Here is a 25,427-nt window from a genome sequence, read left to right on the forward strand (position 1 = left end):
TGGTCAATAAAATCCACCAACATTGGGCGGAATAATTCTGGCTTCTTTTCTGGATTTTTCCCCAACATATTTGCAAGGTTTTAAAGCTCTAAGATACAAATTCTTGCAATAAAAAACAAGCTATTTTAAACCCAAAATACTAATAATCAGTAAATTATAGGCGGTTTAAGGAGCGACTAATTATCAGGCCTTTTTTATCGTACTATCTAAATACTATTTCTTTTTCGCTACGGCTTTTTTTACTGCTGGCTTTTTTACAGCCGTTTTCTTGGCAGGAGCTTTCTTAGGTTTTTCCTTAAAAGCGTTTTTATCCTGAGCGGTAATCCATTTTTTTACCTCATCCAAAGATACTGCTGCTAATTCTTCAGCGGTATATTTTTCATCTTTCTTGGTTTTCGGAATTTTAAACATATTTTTTCCGAATTTGATGAAAGGGCCCCATCTTCCGTTTTCGATGGAAATTTTTTCTTTTTCCCACTGCTGGATATATCGGTTGGCCTCTTTTTCAAGCTTAGCATCAATAAGTTCATTAATGTCGCTCTGAGAAAGATTTTCGAAGTCGTATCGTTTTGGTACATTAATGAAAAGCGACTGGTATTTAATAAAAGGTCCGAATCTGCCGGTTCCTTTTGTCACTGGTTCACCTTTATAAGTTGCGATGGGCGCATCTGCAATCTTTTTTTCTTTAATAATTTCTTCTGCGCGTTCCTGTGTAACCGAAAGCGGATCCTCACCGCGTGGGATACTGATGAAAGTTTCGCCCCATTTCACATACGGACCGAATCTTCCGACACCAACAGTTACTGTTTTACCTTCAAAATCCTTTAAATCAAAAGGAATTTTAAAAAGTTCCAATGCTTCTTCAAGCGTAATGGTTGCAATATTCTGGTTTGCCATTAAACTTGCGAAAATTGGTTTTTCTTCATCGTCCTGTTCGCCAATTTGAACCATCGGACCGAACCTTCCGATTCTGGTGATTACGTTTTTGCCGGTTTTCGGATCTACTCCTAAAATTCTTTCTCCGTTCGCACGTTCTGCGTTTTCTTCTACATCTGCAATTTTCGGATGAAATTCTTTATAGAATCCCTGAAGAACCTCCTTCCACTTTTCTGATCCGTTTGCGATCTCATCAAAATCCTGTTCTACTTTTGCAGTAAAACCATAATCTAAGATTTCGGCAAAATTCTGGGTTAAAAAGTCGTTTACAACCTCGCCGATATCGGTAGGAACAAATTTATTTTTATCGCCGCCGAATTTTTCGGTAAGAATCTCTTTTTTGAGTTCGGTTTTCGTAAGAGACATCTTCATGATTTCTCTTTCCTGCGGAAGGATCTCTCTTTTATCAACGTATTCGCGATTCTGGATCGTCTGAATAGTTGGCGCATAAGTAGATGGTCTTCCGATACCGAGTTCTTCCAGCTTTTTCACCAAACCTGCCTCGGTGAATCTTGCTGCCGGTTTTGTGAATTTCTCGGTGGCTTCAATTTTTTTATAATCCAGAATTTCGCCTACCGAAACTTTTGGCAATAACTTTTCGTTGTTTTCCTCATCATCTTCATCGGTTTTTGTAATGCCATAAACCTTCAAGAAACCATCGAAAACAACTACTTCGCCTTGTGCTTCAAAATGCTGTGGCAATGCAGGATTGCCAATTTCGATTACTGTTTTTTCTATTTTGGCATTTGCCATTTGGCTTGCCAGTGTTCTTTTATAAATTAACTGGTACAATTTGTTAAGCTGCTCATCACCAATTCGTTTTAGAGAAAAATCGGTTGGGCGTATGGCTTCGTGCGCTTCCTGTGCGGAGGCCGATTTGGTGGTAAAATTTCTTGGATTTGAATATTGCTCACCGAATTCTGAAACAATCTGGGATTTTGCGCAGTTAATGGCTTCCTGAGAAAGATTTACGGAATCGGTTCTCATATAAGTAATATAACCTTCTTCATACAGTCTTTGCGCAACTCTCATCGTGGTCGTCACACCATATCCTAGACGATTACTCGCTTCTTGTTGCAAAGTGGAAGTCGTAAAAGGTGCCGATGCCGAACGGGTTCCGGGCTTGGTTTCTACATTTAGGACTTTGAATTCGGTATTTTGTGACTGCTTCAGAAACTCTTCAGCTTCGGTTTCCTTGGCAAAATCCTTTTTAAGTTTGGCCGCAATTTCCTGCTTGTTTTTGTTCAGGAAAAGTCCGTCAACTTTAAATGCTGATTTAGGTTTAAAATTTCTAATTTCCAGCTCTCTTTCAACAACCAAACGCACAGCTACCGACTGTACACGCCCTGCGGAAAGACCGGTTTTTACTTTCTTCCAGAGCACTGGTGACATTTCAAAACCAACTATTCTGTCTAAAACTCTTCGCGCTTGCTGCGCATTAACGAGATTCTGATCTATTTTGCGCGGGTTTTCAATAGCTTTCAGAATTGCGTTTTTGGTAATTTCGTGAAAAACGATTCGTTTTGTATGGTCTTCTTTTAATTTAAGTTCTTCTGCCAAATGCCAGGCAATAGCCTCACCCTCGCGGTCTTCATCGGAGGCCAGCCAAACTGTATCGGCTTTCTTAACTGCTGCTTTCAGTTCAGCGACTAGCTTCTTCTTATCGGGAGAAACTTCGTAATCGGGAGTGAAAGTTGCCAGATCGATCCCCATTCCCTTTTTGGGTAAATCACGGATGTGACCGAAACTCGATTTCACTTCGAAATCTTTGCCCAGATACTTCTGAATGGTTTTTGCTTTTGCCGGAGACTCTACAATAACTAAATTTTTAGACATCAAGAAAATTTTTGCAAAAGTAGAAGTTTTTTTTTAATGAAAATTTTACCGCTCATTTTTTAGCCCGCAAATTCAAAATGCTTTTCTTTAATATTAATCACTATACGATAATTTGCAACGATAAAAAAGTACTTGTATGTATAAAAAACTGTACTTATTATCCTCATTATGATTTAAATACCTATTTTTGAAAAAAATCATCCGCTCCATGTATGATTCTCTAACTTCCATTGTAGAGCGCGACGCTTACAACAGTATATTGTATGTGGTATTAGGTGGGATATTGCTGCTTTCTGTATTTCATCTCGTCATGTTTTTTCAGAACAGGGATCGCGCCTACCTTTTATACAGCGCTTATACTTTTTTTTCCTTTGTTGCGTATTTGCCTATGGCAGAAAGCGGTTTCGCAAAATCGATTTCGGAAGTACTGAACCTAGACCAATTTACTAAAGATTTCTTTACCATTATTTTCAATTGTTTTTATTTTTTCTTTTTTACAGAATTTCTTAACATCAAGAAGATTAGCATAAAATGGTACCGCATCATTGTTCTGCCGGTTTTTGTGATAATTTTCATAGCGTTTCTTAGTCTTTTCCTACATTATTTCCTAGGTTATGATGGGTTTTTCAATTACTTTAAAATGGTTTTCATCTATTTAGTGACCATCCAAACGGTGATTTCTTTTTACATCCTTTCGAAGGTCGATAACGATTTGAAATATTATATCGTTTTTGGCGGTCTCATTTTATTTGCTTGTTCCGTAATAGGAGACAAAGCGGTGAGGCAGATTCCGGGGATTGACATAAGCAGAAAAATGGGCGATTTTATATTTTTCCTTGGACTTTTAATCGAAAATATGGCTTTCTCTTTCGCATTGGGACACAAACAAAGGATGAATTACCAGGACAAAGTAGCTTTTCAGCAGAATTTTATTGCGCAATTACAAAAAAATGAAATGCTAAAAGATGAAATAAACCGAGATAACGAAAAAAGACTCATCATCGAAAATGAGAAAATAAAGTATCTGCAGGAAATTTCAGACTTGAAACTGTCTGTACTTCAAAGCCAGATGAATCCTCATTTTATTTTCAATGCTTTAAATTCAATAAAATACTATATCCTGGAAAGCGACACGCAAAACGCGGTGGATTACCTGACCAAATTTTCAAAAATTATCAGAACCATTCTTTTAGCATCTAAAGAAAAGGAATTTACCCTTTCCCAAGAGCTTCAAACATTACAGCTCTATGTGGATATCGAAAACTTGCGATTTCACAATCACATTCAGTTTTCCATCAACATCGCGCCCGAAATCGATGTGGACATTGTAAAATTGCCACCAATGGTTCTGCAACCTTTCATCGAAAATGCTATTATACACGGCGTGGCGACCGTGGATGACAAAAAGATTACGATTAATGTGTCGGTAAAAGATCAAGCTGTTGAAATCTCTATTTCCGATAACGGAATTGGAAGAAAGGAGGCCGGAAAAAGAAGATCGATCATTAAAAACAAAACCAAATCGCTAGGCACAGAAATAGCAGCAGAAATGCTTAAAAATTATTTTAACAACGAAGGATATAAGCTTCAATATATTGATTTGTACGAAAACGATATCCCAACTGGAACCAAAATAATAATTTCCATACCCAAGCCCCGATATTCAGGAAATAAATACGCTTAAAATTAACTAAATTTTGCTATATTCGCAAACTTAATGAAACCAAGATCATTCTTATAGAACTGACTGAAAATGAATAAGTTTACCGAATATAAAAATCTAGACCTCACGGCTATTGCTGATGAAGTTTCAAATTTTTGGAACACGCACGAAACCTTTAAGAAATCAGTAGAAACCCGCGCCGGAAAACCGGAATATGTGTTCTACGAAGGTCCGCCTTCCGCAAACGGAATGCCGGGAATTCACCACGTGATGGCAAGAGCACTGAAAGATATTTTCTGCCGATACCAAACCCAAAACGGAAAACAAGTTTTTCGAAAAGCTGGTTGGGATACTCACGGTTTGCCAATAGAATTAGGCGTTGAGAAAGAATTGGGCATCACCAAAGAAGACATCGGAAAAAAAATTTCGGTTGAAGATTATAACCAGGCTTGTAGAAACGCGGTGATGCGCTACACCGATGTTTGGAACGATTTGACTGAAAAAATCGGTTATTGGGTAGATCTCGAAGATCCTTATATTACCTACGAACCGAAATACATGGAAACCGTTTGGTGGCTTTTGAAGCAACTTTACGACAAAAAATTACTGTACAAAGGTTACACCATACAGCCATACTCACCTGCTGCAGGAACAGGTTTGAGCTCCCACGAACTCAACCAACCGGGAACCTATCGTGATGTAAGCGACACAACTGTTGTTGCCCAGTTTAAAGTTAAAAAACTATCAGATGCTTTAAACGAAAGGCTGAACGGCGCAAGCAAAACCATTAATTTAGATAATGAAACCTGCGGTGGTGTTAATCATTGGGCTGAATTTGACAAAGAAAATCAACTGCCAATCCACATTTTAGCATGGACGACAACTCCTTGGACTTTACCTTCCAACACCGCTTTAGCAGTTGGACGGGATATTGAATATGTTTTGGTGAAAACCTATAATCAATATACTTTCGAGCCCATTAACATCATTCTTGCGAAAGTTCTTTTGGAGAAGAATTTTGGAAAAAAATACGCAGTAGGAACCGATGAAGATTTCCAAAATTACATAGCAGAATCCAAAGTTATTCCTTATCAAATCTTAGCCGAATTCACAGGAGAAGATCTTGCCGGAACCGAATATGAGCAATTGATTCCATGGTTTTTGCCGGCAGAAAATCCTGAAAATGCTTTCAGAGTAATCATTGGAGATTTCGTCACGACTGAAGACGGAACCGGAATCGTACATATCGCACCAACTTTTGGTGCAGACGATGCCCGTGTTGCAAAAGAAAACGGAATTTCACCAATGCTTACCAAAGACGAAAACGACAATCTCGTTCCTTTGGTGGATTTGCAAGGAAAATTTATTAAAGGTGGGAACACACCAGAATTATTTGCCGGGAAATATATTAAAAACGAATATTACGACGCAGGAACCGCTCCAGGAAAATCTTGGGATGTGGAACTTGCGATCCTTTTAAAAACGGAGAACAAGGCCTTTAAGGTTGAAAAATATGTTCACAGCTACCCGCATTGCTGGAGAACCGATAAACCTGTTTTGTATTATCCACTGGATTCTTGGTTTGTGAAAATGACCGCGGTGAAAAACCGATTGGTAGAACTCAACGAAACCATCAACTGGAAACCTAAATCCACCGGTGAAGGTAGATTTGCCAACTGGCTCGAAAATGTAAATGATTGGAATCTTTCGCGATCCAGATATTGGGGAATCCCACTGCCAATTTGGCGTAGCGAAGATTTAAAAGAAGAAATCATCATCGGATCGGTGGAGGAATTGATGAACGAAATCCAAAAATCAATCGCGGCAGGTTTCATGGAAAAGAATCCATTCGAAGGTTTTGAGACCGGTAACATGTCGGAGGAAAACTATGCGAAGATCGATTTGCATAAAAACATTGTGGATGAAATTATCTTGGTTTCAGATTCCGGAAAACCGATGAAACGCGAATCCGACTTGATCGATGTTTGGTTCGACTCCGGTTCGATGCCTTACGCACAACTGCATTATCCTTTTGAAAATAAAGAACTTATCGACAACAAAAAAGCATTTCCTGCCGATTTTATTGCGGAAGGAGTTGACCAAACAAGAGGTTGGTTCTACACCCTTCACGCGATTGGAACTTCTGTTTTCGATTCAGTTGCTTACAAAAATGTGATGTCGAATGGTTTGGTGTTGGACAAAAACGGACAGAAAATGTCTAAACGCCTTGGAAACGCGGTAGATCCTTTCGAAACGCTAAAAAAATACGGTCCCGATGCAACGCGTTGGTATATGATTTCGAATGCAAATCCTTGGGAAAATCTGAAATTTGATGTAGAAGGAATTGATGAAGTCCGCAGAAAATTCTTCGGAACCTTGTACAATACCTACTCGTTCTTCGCGCTTTATGCGAATGTTGACGGATTTAATTATTCCGAAAAAGATATTGAAAACCGTCCGGAAATCGACCGATGGATTCTTTCTGAACTCAATCTTTTGGTAAAAGAAGTTACCGAATTTTATAATGATTATGAACCAACAAAAGTTGCAAGAGCGATCAACAATTTCGTGAATGACAATTTAAGCAACTGGTATGTGAGGCTTTGCAGAAGGCGTTTCTGGAAAGGAGATTATACCGAAGACAAAATTTCGGCATACCAAACCTTGTACACTTGTCTGGAAACGATTGCTAAAATTTCGGCACCGATTGCTCCGTTTTTCATGGATCAACTCTTCCAGGATTTGAACAAAATTACAAGAAAAGATGAAGCTGAATCTGTGCATCTAACGAACTTCCCGGTCGCTGATGAAAGTTTAATCGATCAGGATTTGGTAGAAAAAACACATTTGGCGCAACAAATTACTTCGATGGTTTTCTCTTTAAGAAAGAAAGAAAATATCAAAGTTCGTCAACCTTTGCAAAAAGTGATGATTCCTGTTTTGGATTCGAAAACGGAAGCTCAGATTGTAGCAGTTTCGGAACTCATAAAACAGGAAGTAAACGTAAAAGAATTACTGTTAATCAATGCTGATGAAGCTTCGCACTTGATTGTAAAACAAATCAAACCGAATTTCAAAACATTAGGTTCACGACTCGGAAAGGACATGAAAACCGTGGGCGCGGCAATTACTAATTTGACCTCCGCAGAAATCGCTGATTTGGAAAAAGACGGAAAAATGACCATTCAAGGGTACGAAATCACCACAGATGATGTAGAAATCTTCACTAAAGATATTCCGGGATGGACCGTTGCCAACGAAGGAAAAATGACTGTGGCATTAGATTTGACAATAACCGATGACCTAAAAGCGGAAGGAATCGCAAGAGAATTCATCAATAGAATTCAGAACATCAGAAAAGATAAAGATTTTGAGCTAACAGACAGAATTTCAATTCAATTAGAAGCCAACTCGCCTTTCGAAAAAGAACTTATTAACAATCGTGCATATATTTCGGAAGAAGTATTGTCAGATAAAATAGAAATTGTAAATTCACTTTCAAATTTTGATGAAATTGAAATTGACGACGTGAAATTTAAATTATTGGTAAACAAAGTTTGATGTTAACAGAGAATTAATGAAGAATCCGAAATTCTTCATCATCCCAAAAAACACAAACGATTTCAAACAAAAAACATGGCAGAAGAAAGACAACGTTACAGCGATAGTGATCTGAAAGAGTTTAAAGAACTTATTCAGCAAAAAATAGAAAAAGCAGAAAAGGATTTGATGCTGATTAGAGAAAGTTTCATCAATGACCAAAATAATGGAACTGATGATACTTCCCCAACTTTCAAAGCTTTCGAAGAAGGTGCAGAAACCCTGAGCAAGGAGCAAAATGCAATTTTGGCCGGAAGGCAGGAGAAATTTGTGCGCGATTTGAAAAATGCACTCATCCGTATTGAAAACAAAACGTACGGAATCTGCAGAGTAACCGGAAAACTCATCGGTAAAGACCGTTTGAGAGCCGTTCCGCATGCAACTTTAAGTATTGAGGCAAAAAATATGCAGCGCTAATTTACGCTCTTCAACTGTTTACCCATTAGGTTTATAATGCACTGCGAAATCTTGCGTTATAAACCTATTTGAATTTAAAATTTGCTGTCTTTTGGAAGTCCTGCTGATTATTTTGGCCGTTGGTGTAATTATTTATTTTTTCAGAAATTCTGTGAAAAAACCTTTCCTTGCGAAGGAAGAAAAATACCAGAGCATCGACGACAGATACAATGAGGAAAGAAGAAACCGCGAGCTTGAAATCGACAGTCTGTTAAGCAAAATGGGCAAAAACGGCATACAGGATCTTTCGGAAAAAGACCGAAAACGCCTGGAAAAACTTTCAAAAAAATAAATCTAAGAATGGAATCATTAATTGTACATCCCAAAAACCAGATGGAACTCAATGCACTGAAAAGTGTGATGAAAGATATGGGAATCCGATATGAAAAGTTTCACACCAGAAACGCAAAAACTTCCCCAAAATTCGAAACCAAATCCGCTCCGAAAAAAGACACCAAACCGGGCAATTTCAAAAATAAACCAAAGACCGATCTATAATGAAGAAAATAGCATTAATTACCTTCATCATCCTTTTAATCGATCAGGTTTCTAAATTTTACATCAAAACCACCTTTCATCTTGGCGAGAGTGTTGATGTTTTTCCGGGATTCAAGCTCACTTTTGTAGAAAATCCGGGCATGGCGTACGGCTTTCATTTTGGCGGCCTGCTAGGTAAATATGCTTTGGTGATCCTCCGCGTTTTCCTCATTGGCGGCATGGTTTATCTTTTCAGAAAATGGCTGAAAGAAGGAATCCACAGCAATTACCTCCTCATCCCAATGGCGATGATTTTTGCCGGTGCGATTGGAAATTTAATTGACGGAATGTTCTATGGAATGATTTTCGACAGCGGCACAGTGTACGACGAAAGCGTGAACCACTGGATCGATTACGGCGGAATTTCGAAAGTGGTACCGTTTGGTGAAGGTTACTCGAATTTTATGAAAGGCTGTGTAGTCGATATGCTGCATTTCCCGCTCGTAGACTGGTGGGTACCGGAAAGCTGGCCACTTATAGGCGGCAAGCATATTGAGTTTTTCAAATACATCTTTAATGTTGCTGATTCTGCAATTACCGTTGGTGGAATTTTACTGCTGATTTTCAGAAAGAAAGCATTTCCAGACGGACTGGATTTTTAAAAGTATTAAAGAAAAACTTCTGCAATTGTCTCAAGTTTTTTATTTCCCTATTTTTGCAAAACGCTTTTGATAAAGCAGTTTATCACTTATTCTTAACCAGAATTTTACAATATATGTCACGAATACTCACCGGAATACAGGCTACAGGAACACCCCATTTGGGAAACCTTTTGGGCGCAATTATTCCTGCAATCGAATTGTCGAAAAAATCTGAAAACGAATCTTTTCTCTTCATCGCCAACATGCATTCTTTAACCCAGATAAAAAATGCTGCTGAACTGAAAAAAAACACCTATGAAATTGCTGCTGCCTGGCTTGCATGCGGTTTAGATACCGAAAAGACTTTTTTCTACAGACAAAGCGACATTCCGGAAGTATGTGAACTTTCATGGTATCTTTCGTGCTTTTTCCCTTATCAGAGGCTTACTTTGGCGCATTCTTTCAAAGATAAAGCCGACCGTTTGGAAGATGTAAACGCCGGACTTTTTACCTATCCTGTTTTAATGGCTGCAGATATTCTGCTTTATGACGCAGAAGTGGTTCCTGTCGGCAAAGACCAGCTTCAGCATCTTGAAATGGCGCGTGACATGGGCGCGAGATTCAATCACCAAATGGGCGAAGTTTTTGTTTTACCGAATGCGGAACTTCAGGAAGACACCAAATACGTTCCCGGAACCGACGGACAGAAGATGAGCAAATCCCGAGGAAACATCATCAATATTTTTCTTCCGGAAAAAGAACTGAAGAAACAGGTTATGGGAATAGAAACCGACTCTAAAACTCTGGAAGAACCAAAAGATCCTGAGACAGACAAGGTTTTTGCGATTTATAAACTTATTGCAACAGCCGATGAAACTGCAGTTCTGGAGCGAAAATATCTTGCCGGTAATTTCGGTTACGGACATGCTAAAAATGAACTTTTAAACTTAATTCTCACCAAATACGCTAAGGAAAGAGAACTTTTCTCTTATTACATGAACAATTTGCAGGAACTCGACGAGAAACTTCAGCAAGGCGCCGATAAAACCCGAAAAGTAGCTTCAGAAACGCTGAAAAGAGTTCGTGAAAGTTTAGGGATGTAAAGAAACTTCGCAATAAAAATATAAAAACCTTTCAGTGATGAAAGGTTTTTTTTGTTAGAGCAAAGTCTTAATTTCCGACAGTTTTTTAATCACAGTAACGTCCTGCGCTTTATAATTATCGTTGAATACATCGAAGAAAATTACTTTCAGTCCGAAAGATTTACCGCCTTCAACATCGGCAATCCAGTCGTCGCCAATCATCATTGATTCTTCTTTTTCTGCACCGGCTTTGTTCAATGCATATTCGTAAATTTCTGGGTGTGGCTTTCTGATATTGATTTCGTCTGCACTGGTAATGGTTTTAAAATAATTCTTAATTCCGGAAAGTTCGCATTTGCGGTACGTTACCTCCATGAAACCATTGGAAAGAATGTGGAGTTTGTAATTTTTACCGGAAAGATATTCCAACAAATCGAATGCACCTTCCACCAGGTCGTTATAATTTAGAATTTCATCAAGAAAATTGTCTTCAAAAAGTTGAGCGAGCTCGAGATCATCAATTCCGAAAAACAGGAATGAATTATAAAATCGATGTTCTCTAAGGTAATCTTTATCAATTTCACCGTCTCGAATTTGCTCCCACAGTCTTTCATTAATGGTGAAATACTCTCGGTGGAAATCTTCAAAATTTAGGTTGTATTTTTCGCTTACTTTTTCTCTAATAAAAATATCTTTCAGGGTAAGATAAGCGTTGCGGCGGTGATCCCAAAGCGTATTATCGAGATCAAAAAAAATGTGCTGAATTTTCATACAGCACAAATTTAAGGATTAAGATTAGTTCTTGGAAACAATTTGGTTTTTAGTTTTGGATTTCAAAACTGCGATGCTTTTAGAATAACTTAAGAGAAAGTCGATTGTTTGTTTCTTTGGTTTCAAAAGTTTTTCGTTTAAAGTGTCAATTTTTTTCATAGGCGAAAAAGTTGTTTCCCTAAAAACGAAAGTTTTTTTAAAATATTATTATCGGGTTAAAATAATATGGTGTTGATCCATGATTTTTCTCAGGTTGATGAGCGCATAACGCACGCGGCCCAAAGTTGTATTGATGCTGGTTTCGGTTTGATCTGCAATTTCTTTAAAACTTAACCCATCGAAAAACCTCAGCTTGATAACTTCCTGCTGATTCTCCGGCAAAAACACGAGCATCCGCGTTAAATCGTGCTGAATCTGCTCGCTGATGAGTTTTTCTTCAATGTTTTCTTCGTTACCTGAAATCAGATCAAAAATCGAAAATTCGTCGTTATCATAAGAAGTTTCAGAAACTTTAATATGTTTTGATTTTACACGGTAATGATCGATTATGAGGTTGTGGGCGATTCTTTTTGCCCAAAGAATGAATTTCCCTTCTTCGTTGTATCGGCCTTCTTTCAGCGTGACAATGATTTTCATAAAGGTATCCTGAAAGATATCGTTTGCCAAATCTTCATCCATCAACTTATAAAAAATGAAGGAGAAGAGATCTTTTTGATGCCGCTCTATAAGAATTGAAAGGGTTTTTTCGTTACCATTACGGTACTCGGAAATCAACCAGCTATCTGTATGTGTTTTCATAACCTACTTCTGTTTTGTAACCCGTACATCATCCCGATTATTGAATCAGGTTGTGTTTGACAGGCTTATTGTAAGAAGTAAAGTTTAATCGATAGCAATTGATTTATTTGGTGTGTAAAAATAATAAAAAAGTTAATACTCTGTTAAAAATTAAGGAGAATTTAAAGATAATTTATTTTTTTAACAGATCATTTAACATTACAAGAGGAAGATTGAGGGTAAAATTTATATTTAATCCTTTTAATTCTTTTCCGTTAATTCCCGATTTATCGATTGGGAATACGTACCCTCCGGTTAAGTCGATGATTCCGAATAAGGTAGCTCCAATTTTAGGCGCGATATATTTTGTTGTAGCTTCTGCTCCTGCCAGAAAATAGTAGGAATGATATAAATCGACATTTCTTTCAAAATTGATTAAAATATCACCCTGTATTTTCGGTAGTACAGCAAATTTACCATTAGCCGAACCGAGCAATGCGGCAGCTCCGACACGGTAAATTGTATCATCATTTTCTAAAAAAAGCAACCTCCCGCCCAGTTCTGCAAAACTCTGGTTCTGGTAAACATAGCCCACATGAATGAGTTTATGCATGGTAAACTGCGCCTTTGCAGATTGGTTCGCAAGCATTATCAGCAGTGCTGTAAATCCCAGAATTTTCTTCATTGTAAGATTTTAGATGGTGGTAAAGGTAAAAAAAACTGCTTTATCCTTTCGAATAAAGCAGTTTAAAATATTTATCTCTGGAATTAAATGCCGAATTCTTTTTTAATTTCGTCTACTTTGTCTAACTTTTCCCAGGTGAAAAATTCCAGATTATCGATCGTTAATTCATTCTTTTTTCCTTTATTAAAAGTTTTGCTTCCAACATAAGCATCTCTTCCCATATGCCCGTAAGAAGCTGTTTCCTGATAAATTGGGTTTCTCAGTTTCAGATTCTGCTCAATGACATAAGGTCTAAGATCGAAAATCTTCTGAACTTTTTCGGCAATTTCCCCATCGTGGAAGTTTACTTTTGAAGTTCCGTACGTATTGATATACAGTCCACAAGGCTCTGCGACACCAATCGCATAAGAAACCTGAACAAGAACTTCGTCTGCAATACCTGCGGCAACAAGATTTTTTGCAATATGTCTTACCGCATACGCAGCACTTCTGTCAACTTTAGAAGGATCTTTTCCGGAGAATGCACCACCACCGTGGGCACCTTTTCCACCGTAGGTATCAACGATGATTTTTCGTCCTGTTAATCCGGTATCTCCGTGAGGCCCACCGATGACAAATTTACCGGTAGGGTTAATGTGATATTTGATTTTATCATTGAAAAGCGCCTGAATTTCCGGTTTTTGCGCAGATCTAACTTTCGGGATCAGGATTTCGATGATATCTTTTCGGATTTTAGCAAGCATGGCATCATCACTTCCGAACTCATCGTGCTGCGTAGAAACTACGATAGAATCAATTCGGACAGGTTTGTGGTCATCAGAATATTCAATGGTTACCTGTGATTTAGCATCGGGACGAAGATATGGAATCGCATCGCCTTCTCTTCTCAAAGTTGAAAGTTCACGAAGAATGGTGTGTGCCAAATCCAAAGCCAGCGGCATGTAATTTTCGGTTTCGTTGGTAGCATACCCGAACATCATTCCCTGGTCTCCGGCTCCCTGTGCATCTGCTTTTGTCTCGAAATCTGCATTATCATCAGCACGCTCAACTCCCTGATTAATATCTGGCGACTGTTCGTGAATTGCAGAAATCACGCCACAGGAATCTCCGTTGAACATATATTCGCCTTTCGTATAGCCAATTTCGTTGATTACTTTTCGGGCAATATCCTGCACATCAAGGTAAGCCTCAGACTTCACTTCACCGGCCAAAACGACCTGTCCGGTAGTTACCAAAGTTTCGCAGGCCACTTTTGAATTAGGGTCATACGCCAAAAAATTATCGATAAGAGCGTCGGAAATTTGGTCTGCAATTTTATCAGGATGGCCTTCTGAAACAGATTCGGATGTAAATAGATAGGACATATTTCTTTTGTTTTTTTAATTAAAATTTAAGAAAAAAGGTGGAATGATTACAAAAGAAACTAAAATAGAAATTCTGTTTTAGCATTTTTTATCGAGGTTGCAATCAGTTCAAATTTTTCCTCATGAAATTATCGTCTGCAAATTTAAAGATATTTGTTGAAACACAAAACTTATTCACCTAATTAAAATCATTGTGGTTTTATGCTTACATACTCCTCCGGATTTTTATTGTAATTCAGTTTTTCTGCCAGGGAATTCTTAACCGAAAGTGCCATTTCGTCTAAAATTTTCTGCTTATAGGTAGGCTTATAATAAATTAAACTGATTTCGCGGTACGGAAACGGCTTTCTGAAGCGCGCAATTTTTTCTTTCTGTAAATCAGACAACTGCGGAATCGCAAGTTCGGGAAGAATAGTAATTCCCCCAACCTTATCCACCATCTGAATTAATGTGTTGATGTTTGAAGCAAGAAAATCGAGATTTTTAGGCTTTAAAGAGTTTTCTTTCAGAGGACAAATGTTTTCAAACTGTGTACGAAGACAGTTTCCTTCTTCCAGAAGCCAGACTTTATTGCTGTCGAGTTCTTCAGGAACAACGAATGAATCATCTTTGGTTATACTTTCTGAAGAGTAAATCATCAGTTCTTCATTAAATAGAAAATGTTGGTAAAATTCGTTAGCAGTATCATACGGTGTGGAAATAATTCCTGCATCCAGCTCACCAGATTTAAGGGCCTTGATGATACTGTCCGTCGTCATTTCCTTAACATAGAGTTCTATTTTTGGATTTTCATGTAAAAAATCAAAAATCTCGCTTGGAAGTATATAACTGGAAACCGTTGGAATAATCCCCAGATTAAGCTTACCGGCCAAAACATTATTCAGTAGACTTGCCTTGTTGCGCAATTCATTTACCGCATCGATCACCCTTTTGGCTTCTTCAATAATTTGAACTCCAACATCAGTCGTGCGGATGGGATGCGTGGTTCGGTCGAAAATTTTCACATCCAACTCATCCTCAAATTTCTGAATCATGGCGCTAAGTGTGGGCTGCGTAATAAAACACGCCTGCGCCGCTTTACCAAAATGTTTATATTTATCTACCGCGATAAGATATTCTAATTGCTGAATGTTCATTTGATCATGTTTATCTATTACAAAGATACATTGTTTTCTTCATTTTGACTGAAATTAAAGCCAGCTCACGAACTAAAATCCTTAAATTTGTTTCTTTAAAAAGTTAATAATGGACTCAAAAAAACTTACTTCCGGCTCAGGAGCACCCTACTTCGAACATCAGGATTCCCAGACTGTTGGCAGTAGAGGGCCGGTTTTACTGCAGGATTTTATGCTTCAGGAAAATTTAGCTCATTTCGTAAGAGAACGTATTCCTGAAAGAGTTGTTCATGCCAAAGGCAGCGGCGCTTACGGAAAGTTTACCGTAACACACGATATTTCAAAATACACAAAAGCAAAACTCTTCGCTAAAGTTGGAAACCAGTGCAGGATGTTTGCCAGATTCTCCACCGTAGGCGGTGAAAAAGGCAGCGCAGATACAGAACGGGACCCGAGAGGTTTTGCATTGAAATTTTATACTGAAGACGGAAACTGGGATTTGGTGGGCAATAACACGCCTGTTTTTTTCATTAAAGATGCCAAAAAATTTCCCGATTTTATTCATACCCAAAAGAGAGTTCCAAAAACAAATTTGAAGAGCGCTACCATGATGTGGGATTTTTGGAGTCTGAATCCAGAATCACTTCACCAGGTACTGATTTTAATGTCGGATCGCGGGACACCTTATGGCTACCGGCATATGCATGGTTTCGGATCACACACTTTTTCAATGATTAATCACGATAACGAAAGAGTTTGGGTGAAATTTCATTTTAAAACACAACAGGGTATTAAAAATTTCAGTCACGACGACGCGGTGAAAATGAAAGGCGAAAACCCGGATTTTGCGCAGGAAGATCTGGTTACAGCCATCGAAAACGGAAATTTCCCGAAATGGACACTTTATATTCAGGTAATGACTGAGGAACAGGCAAAAGAATTCCGCTGGAATCCGTTTGATGTAACAAAAGTTTGGCTGAAAAACGAATTCCCACTTATCGAAGTCGGTGAAATGGAACTGAACGAGATTCCTGCCAACTTCTTTGCCCATGTAGAACAGGCAACATTTTCGCCAAGCAATTTGATTAACGGAATCAGTTTTTCACCTGATAAAATGTTGCAGGGACGATTATTTTCTTATCCCGATGCACACCGCTACCGTGTGGGCGTTAATGCAAATCAACTTGAGGTAAACCGGTGTCCGTTTGCGGTTAACAATTATCAGAGAGATGGCGCAATGGCAGATTCCAGCAGATATAAAGATATGCCAAATTACTTCCCTAACAGTTTTGATGATATAAAGCCCGATCCGCAGTACAAAAATTTCGAGTACGATTTAGACAGCACCAACGTGGCACATTTCAACCGAAATGAAGACGACGACGACCATTACACCCAACCCGGCTTGCTTTACACCAAAGCAATGAATCAGGAAGACCGCGATCGTCTTATTTACAATATCATCAGTTCCATGCGAGGAATTTCGGGACCGAAGAGAGATGAAATCATTAACCGTCAGCTCTGCCATTTCTTCCGAGCAAACATTGAATTGGGGATGAAAATTGCGATGGGATTACAGATCAATATCGATGCAAATATGATGAATCACTCGAAAACTGAGTTTTAATTTCCTCATTTAAAGCATTAAAGCTTGAACAGCTCGAAAAAAAAAACTAATTTGCGAAAAACCGAATAAAAGCAACATAAAGATGAATTTCGAAAATATTATCCTTGAAAATGAGGGCAAAACCGCTCTCATCACAATCAACCGTCCGGAAAGCCTTAATGCACTGAATTATAAAACCATACAGGAATTAAGCAATGCTTTTGAAAACCTAAATAATGATTCTTCCGTTCGTGTTATAATTTTAACCGGAAGTGGCGAAAGATCTTTCGTTGCGGGTGCAGATATCAAAGAATTTGCAGACTTCGGAACAAATGAAGCAGAAAACTTAGCAAGAAACGGCCAGCAAACACTTTTCAACAAAATTGAAAATCTCGGTAAACCCGTAATTGCGGCTGTAAACGGATTTGCGCTGGGTGGCGGATTAGAACTTGCCATGGCCTGCCACATCCGTTACGCATCAGAAAATGCTAAACTCGGACTTCCGGAAGTGACTTTAGGACTTATTCCAGGTTACGGAGGCACCCAAAGACTACCTCAACTGGTAGGAAAAGGTATTGCAAACGAACTTATTTTTTCCGCAAAAATGATAAGCGCAGAACGAGCGAAAGAAATTGGCCTGGTAAACGAAGTTTTTAGTTCTGAAGAACTTTTACCAAAAACAAAGGAACTTGCTTCATTAATTGCGAGAAATTCACCTATGGGAATCTCGAAAGCAATCGCGGCAGTAAACCTTGCCGGAACCAAAGAAGGTTTCGAAAGAGAGATAAAATCCTTCGGCGAACTCTTCGAAATGGATGATAAAAAAGAAGGAGTTGCCGCATTTTTAGAAAAAAGAAAACCGGCTTTTTAAGGTAAACATTTAAATAAAATATTCTTTTTTTGGAATCTACTAAATTTGACAAAGCCTACCTGAAAATGGCGATGGAATGGGCAAAACTCTCCTACTGCAAAAGAAAACAGGTGGGCGCACTTATCGTAAAAGACCGGATGATTATTTCCGACGGTTATAACGGGACGCCATCAGGATTTGAAAACTGCTGCGAAGATGGTGCAGGAAAAACCCATTGGTATGTGCTTCATGCAGAAGCCAACGCTATTTTAAAATTAGCTGGTTCTACTCAGTCGGCAAAAGATGCCACCCTCTATCTTACTTTATCGCCTTGCAAAGAATGCAGCAAACTGGTTGTACAGGCAGGGATAAAAAAAATAGTTTACATGGATGATTATTCAGATAATGCCGGGGTCGAGTTTCTTCGGAATCATGGAATAGAAATTCTCCAAATTTCGAAAGAAAACCTTTTATAAAAACACAAATACTATGACCTGGGATGAAAAAATTAAAGATTTCGAAAATTTTCTAAGATTCGAAAGGAACTTTTCCGACAATACACTGGATGCCTATCTTCGCGACGTGAGAAAGCTACGGGATTTTGCAGAATTTGATATGAATGATACCGGTCCGCTGGTGATAACTTACGAGAACATTCAGGAATTTCTCTATCACCTTTCCAAGAAAAAATTCAGCGAACGAACCCAAGCAAGATGGATTTCTTCCATAAAAGCTTTTTTTAAATATTTAGTTGAAGACGAAGCGCGTGAGGATAACCCGGCAACCCTACTCGAAGGCCCAAAACTCGGACTCTATCTTCCTGATACATTAAGTTTTGATGATGTAAACAGAATCATTAAGGCCATTAATATTTCCACCGATTTAGGACGCAGAAACCAATGCATGATCGAAGTACTTTACGGATGCGGACTACGGGTTTCGGAACTTATTGATCTGAAGATGTCGAATATCAACTTCAAAGAATCGTACCTAAAAGTCGAAGGAAAAGGAGACAAAGCCCGTTTTGTACCTTTGGCAGCTTATACTGCAGAACTCATCAAACAATATATTAAGGAAATACGTTCGAAATATAAAATCAATAAAAAATGTGAAGACATCCTCTTCCTCAACAGCCGCGGATCTTCGATGTCGAGGGTGATTGTATTTATTATCATTAAAGAATTAACTGAAAAAGCCGGCATCAACAAGAAAATTTCACCGCATACCTTCCGCCATTCCTTTGCAACACATCTGCTGCAAAACGGCGCGGATTTAAGATATATTCAGGAAATGCTGGGACATTCGAGCATCACGACCACCGAAATTTATACCCACTTGAAAAACGAAGAACTTCGGGATGTCATTCTGAATTATCATCCGAGAAATAAAGAATAAATGGATTATCTTAAGTTTTGTCCGAAATGCGGCAATGAAAGCCTAAACTGGGACGGAGAAAAAAAATGGAACTGTAAAGTTTGCGATTTTATACTTTTTCACAATGTTGCAGGAGCGGTTGCTGTAGTGATTAAGTGTGGCGATGAAATTCTGCTGACGCGGCGTAATCAGGAACCTAAAAAAGGTAAACTCGATTTGGCCGGTGGTTTTGTAGATCCAAAAGAAAGTGCTGAAGGAACCTGTGCTCGGGAACTTCTCGAAGAAATGAAGATGAGGATTGATATTACAAAACTGAAATATCTCGCCAGCCTACCCAATATTTACGAGTACAAAAACGTCATTTACAACACTTTAGATATTTTTTACGAATACGAATCAGATGAAAAATTTGAAGTAAATCTGGAAATTTCTGAAATTTCTGAAACAGTTTGGCTGAAAATTCAAGACATTAATCCAGATGATATTGCCTTTGATTCGCAACGCATCTTTCTGGAAAAATATAAAACCCTATAATTTTTAAGCGGAGTTTTATTTGTAATTTTGAAGTCCCGAAATTTCACCCATGCAGGAATCCCCAAATAACATCGAATCACAGATTGTTTTTGAAGACAACCATCTTCTGATCATCAACAAAAAAACCGGTCAACTCGTGCAGGGTGACAAAACGGGCGATGCTTCGCTGTTGGATTTAATTAAAGATTTCATCAAAAAAAGAGACCAAAAACCAGGCAACGTCTTCCTCGGGCTGGTTCACAGAATCGACAGGCCAACTTCGGGACTTGTCATTTACGCAAAAACCTCAAAAGCACTTACCCGACTGACGCAAATGGTAAAAAACCGGGAAATAAAAAAGACGTATTGGGCGGTTGTTGCTAAAGAAATGATTCCCCAAAGCCAAAGGCTGGTTCATTATCTTCACAAAAACGAGAAAACAAACAAATCTACCGTTTTCATAAAACCTACAGAAAACGCGAAAGAATCGATACTCAGCTATCAGATAATAAAAACTTTAGATAACTTTCAGCTTCTTGAAGTTGATTTAGAAACAGGCCGGCATCACCAAATCCGCGCGCAGCTTTCAAAAATTGGTGTTCCGATAAAAGGAGATTTAAAATATGGTTCATCCAGATCCAATCCCGATGGTGGCATTCATCTTCACGCGAGGAGATTAGAGTTTATTCATCCCGTCACCAAAGAGAATCTTGTAGTTGTAGCGCCTGTTCCGCAAAATGACTCAGTTTGGGCAGCTTGTGAATTTTAAAATTAAAGACCGGGCTTATTTAGACTTTTATCGTATTTCTTTATTAAATGAAATGACTTCAGAAAGCGACACGTTATAAATTTTATCAGGCATCGCAAATTCATCAAAAGCCGTTGCTTGTAGTTTGTCTTTCATAAAAACTGCACACATCGTATTTTTTGGATGATATAAAAACTTATGATTTTCTGGGTCTACTCCATCCAATATTGCCTGAAAGACCTCATAACGTATTTTTTGCGCACTATAAGCATAATCATGCCACACGACAACTGTATTTTCGTGAACGAGATGTTTAAAGACATTCCTAGTATCACTCAAAACCATGTCGTAACTGTGGTCTCCATCGATAAAGATAAGATCATATTTTTTATTCAGCGAGCCAAAATCAAAAGTTTTTGTGTTTGCCTCGAGGTGCAGAATCTTTGGATTTTTCTTGGAAAGTATCGCATGCTGCTCTGCATAATTAATATTCCATCCCAATTTCTTCATATCCGCAACCGAAAGGTTTATCGTAGTACAATCTTCAACTTCTTTTGCGACATTGTAAACACTCTCCCCACGCCATGTCCCAATTTCCAGATAGGAATGAATTTCATTTCGTCCTGCGAGACTTACCAATAGCTGCAAATCTGTAATGAGTGAGCTCCCGTCTAAAAGAAAGCTTTCTATAGAGGAAACGGGTTTCTGTGTTAAATCCTTAATCTCAACTTGAGGTAGTGCCAAAAAATTGCCGTATTTTTGAATGAATTTGTTCTTCTGAACCGTATTTAGATTCAAAATATGATTGATCAGGCTTGGTTCGGAGGTTATTATCTTCAAAAAAGATAAAAGTTTTTTTACTTTATCAAACATTACAGAATTTTCAACAAAGATAGATTTTAATAAAAATTGAACAAAAAAAAGATTCTTTTCATTTCTTCGTGGTTTCCCAGCAAAAGTGAGCCAACGAATGGAAATTTTGTACAGAGGCATGCAGAGGCCGTTTCATTGCTTCATGACGTAGAAATACTTCATGCAATTGGAGATTTCAGCCAAAGTAGCACTTATGTCTACGATGAAAAAATCATTAATGGGCTTAAAACACTGATTGTTTACTATAAAAACACCCATAATCCTATTATTAATTTTTACCGCCGAATGACGGCCTACAAAAAAGGGTTTGAAAAAATGCAATTCCCTGAGTTGGTTCACGCAAATGTTTTACATAATTCTATGGTTTTTGCAGTATATCTGAAAAGGACGTATAAGATTCCATTTGTTGTAACAGAACACTGGACTGCACTGCGACAAATAAACAGCAGAAAAACTTCCGGTATGATAAAATTCTGGGCCAGATATATTGGTAATAAAGCAGATTTTATTCTGCCGGTTTCATTCGATCTACTGAAAGGTTTAGAGAATTTAAAGATTAATACTGCTAAGACAGTTATACCAAATGTCGTAGATACCGCTTTATTTAGGCACAGAAATGAAATTAAGAATGATTTCACTTTCATTCATGTCTCAAATCTGATTCCCAGAAAGAACTCAGATAAAATACTCGCTGCGGCGATAGCGCTTCTAAAAGAAGGTTACAGGTTTAAAATACAGATCGGAGGTGATGGCGATGCAGCAACCCTAAAAAGCCTGCAAGATCTGGTTCATCAAAATTCTCTCGCAGAACATGTTGAAATATTTGGCATGCAGAAAATAGATCAGATTGCTGAAAGAATGCAGAATTCCGATTGTTTTATCTTGTTCAGTGAAGACGAAAACCAGCCTTGTGTAATCGCTGAGTCTTTCGCCAGCGGGCTTAGAGTAATCTCTACCGATGTGGGAGGAGTAAAAGAATTTTTTCCTGCTGAAGGTGGCATTTTACTGCCAAAATCAAACATTAACCTACTAAAAGAATCCATGGTTAAAATGCTGGAAACGCCCTTTACTGATCAGGAAAAACTTGTAAATTTTGCTGAAGAAAACTTTTCGGTAAAATCTATCGCAACGCAGTTCAATAAAGTATACCAAAAAATATTACCGTGAAAAAAGGATTTTCTATTCAGATTTCTGAGCAAAATGTCGCTATAAAATCATTCATTTCAGGAGAATATGATAATTTATATCTTCAGACCGAACATTTTGATTTTCTTTTGGAAGGAGTGTTGCTCAACAAAAAAAAATTACTCACGGAATATGCCTTAAAAGATTTCGAAACATTAATCCGGGAACTTTATACACAGAAAAAACAGGGATTAATCAGGGAATTTGAAGGGGAATTCCGGGGATTCATCTGGAATAAAACCATCGGACAACTCTATGTTTTCACGAATCCAACGTCCACACAGCGGGTGTTCTACTCTAAGTTTGAAAATGCAATTTTTATTGATACAAGCTTGGTACGGCTTAATAAAACCTTAATAAGTTATGGAATCAGGACTAAACCGGATTTGGAATCTATTTATCAATTTCTGTGTTTCAGTAATTTGCCTGAAAGAAAAACCCCGATTGAAAATATAGCAAAATTGCTCGACGGACATTATCTGGAAATTAACAACACTGATGTAACCCTCACAGAAAAAGAATACTTTAATCTTGTAGGAACTCCATTATTCAAAGGAACTAAAGCAGCTGCTGTCGATCAAATTCACGAGATTTTTTCCCAATCAGTAATCATGGAATACCAGAAAGATACCGAGTTGGGAAAAAACCATCTCGCACTGCTGAGCGGCGGTTTAGACAGCCGTGTGGCGATGTTTTATGCGATTAAAAACAATGAGGCACCGGGAAACGCTCTGTGCTTCTCACAGTCCGGTTATTTCGACCATACTATTTCGGAAAAAATAGCAGAAGACTTCGGAATTCACTATGAATTTATACCGTTGGATGGCGGCAATTTTCTTAAAAAAATTGATGAAATTACTGAAATTTCGGAAGGGATGGTTTTCTACACGGGAGGCATTCATGTGAAACACACGGTAGAAAAAATGCAGTATGAAAATTTTGCCCTCTTCCACAGTGGGCAGATTGGCGATGGGGTTTTAGGAGGATTTAATACCGAACCGAAAAGGAAAAAGCCCAGCAATTTTAAGATGGTGGTTAATCACCATTTTCTTCCTGAAGTTGAGAAAAGTTTAGATGATATTTTAAAAAATTACGAAACGGAAGAGCTTTTCCTTTTAAGAAACGTAGCATACAACCGAACCGTTTTGGGAACACATGTTTTTCAGGAAAAAAGATACCAGACTTCCCCATTTATGACCAGAGATTTTCTGAAGCTGGCCATTTCTTTACCTGAAGAATGGAAGTTTAGCCACCGGTTTTACATCGACTGGATCAACACCCACTGTAAAGAAGCGACCAATTACCGTTGGGAAAGAACTTTAATGAAACCTAATGCACACTGGAAAACTGTTTTCGGAGATCAGTTCATGAAAAGAGGTTTTAAAATTCTTAATGAAAAGATTCTTAAAACCCCAAAGCATTCCAGTATGTATCCGTACCATTTTTACTTCGATAATAACACTGAAATCCAACGATATTACCAGCAATATTTTGATGAAAACCTACACCGGATCGAAAGTTATCCTGAGCTCTACAACGACGTTAAAAAACTTTTCGTCTCTGAAGATTTTCATTCGAAGTCCCAGGCAGTAAATATTTTATCTGTTTTTAAACTCTATTTTTAATTGTGAAGAGCCTTCAGGAATTTTTGCAGCATTTCCTCAGTAACAAAGGACAACATGTCTTTCTGTCGCTTCTAGTTGCGAAAGTATGCGCGTTTTTAGGCTCACTTTTTATTATCAGGATTTTACCGGAAAGCGAGTTCGGTACCGTAAGTATTGTGGCCTCTGTTTTTGCTGTTTTTGCTCCGTTCAGCGGGTTTGGCAGCCAGCAAAGCCTCTTGCGTTTCGGCTCTTTGACTGATGAAACGGCTGACAAAAAATGGCTTTCAAGCTACCTTTTACTTAAAGGATTTGGACGCCAGGTGCTGTTAACGGCAGTTTTTTTTCTGGTGAGTCTGTTTTATGTAAACCGGTACGAGGATATTCTGTATATTTTTCTGTTCTTTTCGGTACGTTTAATCGGTTTTTATTTTTTCAACCACCTCCAGTCCGAGCTCAGAATATTCGGTAAAAACGCGGAGTTCGCAAGGCTGAACAATACTGTAAATATTTCAGGAGTAATTTTATTGCTGACTTTGTCTTATTTCTGGGGACTTCTGGGATATCTCGCCGCCTTAGCAGCAACACCGTTTTTAGCTTTTTTTTGGTTTAAGTGGCATCATCTCAAAAACATCACCGAAACATTTAGTTTCAATAAAAAAGAAATATGGAATTATGGCCTGCATGCCTCCGGAACCGCTTTGCTTTCGGACACACTTTTCTCTGCTGATGTTTTATTACTGAGTTTTTTAATGAATGAAAATGCCGTAGCTGATTATAAAGTCGCCATTCTTATTCCCGCCAACATTACTTTCCTTGCGCTCACTTTCATGCAGAGTGATTTTCCTGTTTTGGCAAAAAACTATCAGAATAAAGCTTTTCTAAAGAATTATATCTTCAATTATTACAAAATATTCTTGCCTGTTACAGCATTGATATTTGGAATAGGTTTTATTTTTAAAAGCGAAGTCATTCAACTCTTTTTCACTTCCAAATATGAGGAAAGTACGCTGCCTTTTATCATTCTATTAGCCGCATTTTGTGGAAATATGTTGTTAAGAAATCTGTACGGAAATCTACTCTCAGCCGTGGGAAAAATGAAAGCCAACACTTTAATTTCGTTATTTACATTAGTCATGCTTCCGATCTTCGCTCTTTTTCTTGTTGGGCATTATGGCTTTACAGGAATGGCCGTAAGTTTAAGCTTAAGCATGCTCCTGAACGGATTTATGCTGATGATTTCGTTTTATATCTATCTCAAAAATTTAAAATAA

At 38.1% G+C, this 25,427-nt stretch carries 23 protein-coding genes; 16 read left to right on the forward strand and 7 right to left on the reverse strand.

Features of this window, described 5'->3' with window-relative positions; genetic code table 11:
- Nucleotides 1-213: 213 nt before the first annotated feature.
- Nucleotides 214-2,772 (reverse strand): type I DNA topoisomerase, encoded by a 2,559-nt coding sequence (gene topA / locus OK344_RS04195; RefSeq protein ID WP_265143613.1) that lies wholly within the window; start codon nt 2,770-2,772, stop codon nt 214-216.
- Nucleotides 2,773-2,959: 187 nt separating this feature from the next.
- On the opposite strand from topA, the gene OK344_RS04200 reads away from it, so the two are divergent.
- The 7 genes from OK344_RS04200 (at nt 2,960) to trpS (ending at nt 10,712) form a co-directional block, all read left to right on the forward strand.
- Nucleotides 2,960-4,456 carry a sensor histidine kinase gene (locus OK344_RS04200; RefSeq protein WP_265143614.1) on the forward strand — a complete coding sequence of 499 codons (1,497 nt, stop codon included), beginning with the start codon at nt 2,960-2,962 and terminating at the stop codon, nt 4,454-4,456.
- 69 nt (nt 4,457-4,525) lie between these two features.
- On the forward strand, nt 4,526-7,996 hold the full coding sequence (ileS, locus tag OK344_RS04205) for an isoleucine--tRNA ligase (RefSeq protein ID WP_265143615.1): 3,471 nt from the start codon (nt 4,526-4,528) through the stop codon (nt 7,994-7,996).
- Between the two features lie 75 nt (nt 7,997-8,071).
- Nucleotides 8,072-8,452, forward strand: coding sequence for a TraR/DksA family transcriptional regulator (locus tag OK344_RS04210; protein ID WP_088468685.1), 381 nt, complete (start codon nt 8,072-8,074; stop codon nt 8,450-8,452).
- Between the two features lie 91 nt (nt 8,453-8,543).
- Entirely contained in the window at nt 8,544-8,783 is a 240-nt protein-coding gene (locus OK344_RS04215) for a DUF6576 domain-containing protein (RefSeq protein ID WP_265143616.1), read from the forward strand.
- A gap of 8 nt (nt 8,784-8,791) precedes the next feature.
- Nucleotides 8,792-8,989, forward strand: a complete 198-nt coding sequence (locus tag OK344_RS04220) for a DUF2683 family protein (protein WP_088468191.1) — start codon at nt 8,792-8,794, stop codon at nt 8,987-8,989.
- Nucleotides 8,989-9,630 (forward strand): lipoprotein signal peptidase, encoded by a 642-nt coding sequence (locus tag OK344_RS04225; protein ID WP_265143617.1) that lies wholly within the window; start codon nt 8,989-8,991, stop codon nt 9,628-9,630. The genes OK344_RS04220 and OK344_RS04225 overlap by 1 nt, the downstream gene beginning before the upstream one ends.
- Before the next feature lie 113 nt (nt 9,631-9,743).
- Nucleotides 9,744-10,712 carry a tryptophan--tRNA ligase gene (trpS, locus tag OK344_RS04230; protein ID WP_265143618.1) on the forward strand — a complete coding sequence of 323 codons (969 nt, stop codon included), beginning with the start codon at nt 9,744-9,746 and terminating at the stop codon, nt 10,710-10,712.
- Nucleotides 10,713-10,766: 54 nt separating this feature from the next.
- Here the strand turns inward: trpS and OK344_RS04235 are convergent, their stop codons facing one another.
- The 5 genes from OK344_RS04235 to OK344_RS04255 form a co-directional block, all read right to left on the reverse strand.
- Entirely contained in the window at nt 10,767-11,462 is a 696-nt protein-coding gene (locus tag OK344_RS04235; protein WP_265143619.1) for a YjjG family noncanonical pyrimidine nucleotidase, read from the reverse strand.
- Nucleotides 11,463-11,669: 207 nt separating this feature from the next.
- Entirely contained in the window at nt 11,670-12,260 is a 591-nt protein-coding gene (locus OK344_RS04240; RefSeq protein WP_088468195.1) for a sigma-70 family RNA polymerase sigma factor, read from the reverse strand.
- 172 nt (nt 12,261-12,432) lie between these two features.
- Nucleotides 12,433-12,924: a hypothetical protein gene (locus OK344_RS04245; RefSeq protein ID WP_265143621.1), complete on the reverse strand. Its 492-nt coding sequence runs from the start codon at nt 12,922-12,924 to the stop codon at nt 12,433-12,435.
- 83 nt (nt 12,925-13,007) lie between these two features.
- On the reverse strand, nt 13,008-14,288 hold the full coding sequence (gene metK, locus OK344_RS04250; RefSeq protein WP_265143622.1) for a methionine adenosyltransferase: 1,281 nt from the start codon (nt 14,286-14,288) through the stop codon (nt 13,008-13,010).
- Nucleotides 14,289-14,476: 188 nt separating this feature from the next.
- On the reverse strand, nt 14,477-15,424 hold the full coding sequence (locus OK344_RS04255; protein ID WP_265143623.1) for a LysR substrate-binding domain-containing protein: 948 nt from the start codon (nt 15,422-15,424) through the stop codon (nt 14,477-14,479).
- A 109-nt stretch (nt 15,425-15,533) separates the two neighbouring features.
- On the opposite strand from OK344_RS04255, the gene OK344_RS04260 reads away from it, so the two are divergent.
- From OK344_RS04260 to OK344_RS04285, 6 genes are all read left to right on the forward strand, one after another.
- On the forward strand, nt 15,534-17,030 hold the full coding sequence (locus OK344_RS04260) for a catalase (RefSeq protein WP_265143624.1): 1,497 nt from the start codon (nt 15,534-15,536) through the stop codon (nt 17,028-17,030).
- 82 nt (nt 17,031-17,112) lie between these two features.
- Entirely contained in the window at nt 17,113-17,880 is a 768-nt protein-coding gene (locus tag OK344_RS04265) for an enoyl-CoA hydratase-related protein (protein ID WP_265143625.1), read from the forward strand.
- Nucleotides 17,881-17,909: 29 nt separating this feature from the next.
- Nucleotides 17,910-18,335 carry a deoxycytidylate deaminase gene (locus OK344_RS04270; RefSeq protein ID WP_088468201.1) on the forward strand — a complete coding sequence of 142 codons (426 nt, stop codon included), beginning with the start codon at nt 17,910-17,912 and terminating at the stop codon, nt 18,333-18,335.
- Between the two features lie 13 nt (nt 18,336-18,348).
- Nucleotides 18,349-19,254: a site-specific tyrosine recombinase XerD gene (xerD, locus tag OK344_RS04275; protein WP_265143626.1), complete on the forward strand. Its 906-nt coding sequence runs from the start codon at nt 18,349-18,351 to the stop codon at nt 19,252-19,254.
- The gene (locus tag OK344_RS04280; RefSeq protein WP_265143627.1) at nt 19,255-19,767 is read left to right on the forward strand and encodes an NUDIX hydrolase; all 513 of its coding nucleotides are present in this window, start codon (nt 19,255-19,257) and stop codon (nt 19,765-19,767) included.
- 49 nt (nt 19,768-19,816) lie between these two features.
- Entirely contained in the window at nt 19,817-20,515 is a 699-nt protein-coding gene (locus OK344_RS04285) for an RluA family pseudouridine synthase (RefSeq protein ID WP_265143628.1), read from the forward strand.
- A 27-nt stretch (nt 20,516-20,542) separates the two neighbouring features.
- Here OK344_RS04285 and OK344_RS04290 read toward each other — a convergent pair whose 3' ends face one another.
- Nucleotides 20,543-21,334, reverse strand: a complete 792-nt coding sequence (locus tag OK344_RS04290) for a class I SAM-dependent methyltransferase (protein WP_265143629.1) — start codon at nt 21,332-21,334, stop codon at nt 20,543-20,545.
- Nucleotides 21,335-21,403: 69 nt separating this feature from the next.
- Here OK344_RS04290 and OK344_RS04295 point away from each other — a divergent pair, with 69 nt between their 5' ends.
- Genes OK344_RS04295 through OK344_RS04305 form a run of 3 tightly spaced genes read left to right on the forward strand, consistent with a single transcriptional unit; the run spans nt 21,404 to nt 25,427 of the window.
- The gene (locus OK344_RS04295; RefSeq protein WP_265143630.1) at nt 21,404-22,534 is read left to right on the forward strand and encodes a glycosyltransferase family 4 protein; all 1,131 of its coding nucleotides are present in this window, start codon (nt 21,404-21,406) and stop codon (nt 22,532-22,534) included.
- Nucleotides 22,531-24,177, forward strand: coding sequence for an asparagine synthase-related protein (locus OK344_RS04300; RefSeq protein ID WP_265143631.1), 1,647 nt, complete (start codon nt 22,531-22,533; stop codon nt 24,175-24,177). The genes OK344_RS04295 and OK344_RS04300 overlap by 4 nt, the downstream gene beginning before the upstream one ends.
- 2 nt (nt 24,178-24,179) lie before the next feature.
- The gene (locus OK344_RS04305) at nt 24,180-25,427 is read left to right on the forward strand and encodes an oligosaccharide flippase family protein (RefSeq protein ID WP_265143632.1); all 1,248 of its coding nucleotides are present in this window, start codon (nt 24,180-24,182) and stop codon (nt 25,425-25,427) included.

It is taken from the genome of Kaistella yananensis, assembly GCF_026107505.2.
GTDB lineage: Bacteria > Bacteroidota > Bacteroidia > Flavobacteriales > Weeksellaceae > Kaistella > Kaistella yananensis.

Bases quoted from the DNA above. Each gene is read 5' to 3' on its own strand.
- topA (WP_265143613.1), bottom strand. From the start codon at position 2,772: ATGTCTAAAAATTTAGTTATTGTAGAGTCTCCGGCAAAAGCAAAAACC.
- ileS (WP_265143615.1), top strand. From the start codon at position 4,526: ATGAATAAGTTTACCGAATATAAAAATCTAGACCTCACGGCTATTGCT.
- OK344_RS04210 (WP_088468685.1), top strand. From the start codon at position 8,072: ATGGCAGAAGAAAGACAACGTTACAGCGATAGTGATCTGAAAGAGTTT.
- OK344_RS04220 (WP_088468191.1), top strand. From the start codon at position 8,792: ATGGAATCATTAATTGTACATCCCAAAAACCAGATGGAACTCAATGCA.
- OK344_RS04225 (WP_265143617.1), top strand. From the start codon at position 8,989: ATGAAGAAAATAGCATTAATTACCTTCATCATCCTTTTAATCGATCAG.
- trpS (WP_265143618.1), top strand. From the start codon at position 9,744: ATGTCACGAATACTCACCGGAATACAGGCTACAGGAACACCCCATTTG.
- OK344_RS04235 (WP_265143619.1), bottom strand. From the start codon at position 11,462: ATGAAAATTCAGCACATTTTTTTTGATCTCGATAATACGCTTTGGGAT.
- OK344_RS04240 (WP_088468195.1), bottom strand. From the start codon at position 12,260: ATGAAAACACATACAGATAGCTGGTTGATTTCCGAGTACCGTAATGGT.
- OK344_RS04245 (WP_265143621.1), bottom strand. From the start codon at position 12,924: ATGAAGAAAATTCTGGGATTTACAGCACTGCTGATAATGCTTGCGAAC.
- metK (WP_265143622.1), bottom strand. From the start codon at position 14,288: ATGTCCTATCTATTTACATCCGAATCTGTTTCAGAAGGCCATCCTGAT.
- OK344_RS04255 (WP_265143623.1), bottom strand. From the start codon at position 15,424: ATGAACATTCAGCAATTAGAATATCTTATCGCGGTAGATAAATATAAA.
- OK344_RS04260 (WP_265143624.1), top strand. From the start codon at position 15,534: ATGGACTCAAAAAAACTTACTTCCGGCTCAGGAGCACCCTACTTCGAA.
- OK344_RS04265 (WP_265143625.1), top strand. From the start codon at position 17,113: ATGAATTTCGAAAATATTATCCTTGAAAATGAGGGCAAAACCGCTCTC.
- xerD (WP_265143626.1), top strand. From the start codon at position 18,349: ATGACCTGGGATGAAAAAATTAAAGATTTCGAAAATTTTCTAAGATTC.
- OK344_RS04280 (WP_265143627.1), top strand. From the start codon at position 19,255: ATGGATTATCTTAAGTTTTGTCCGAAATGCGGCAATGAAAGCCTAAAC.
- OK344_RS04285 (WP_265143628.1), top strand. From the start codon at position 19,817: ATGCAGGAATCCCCAAATAACATCGAATCACAGATTGTTTTTGAAGAC.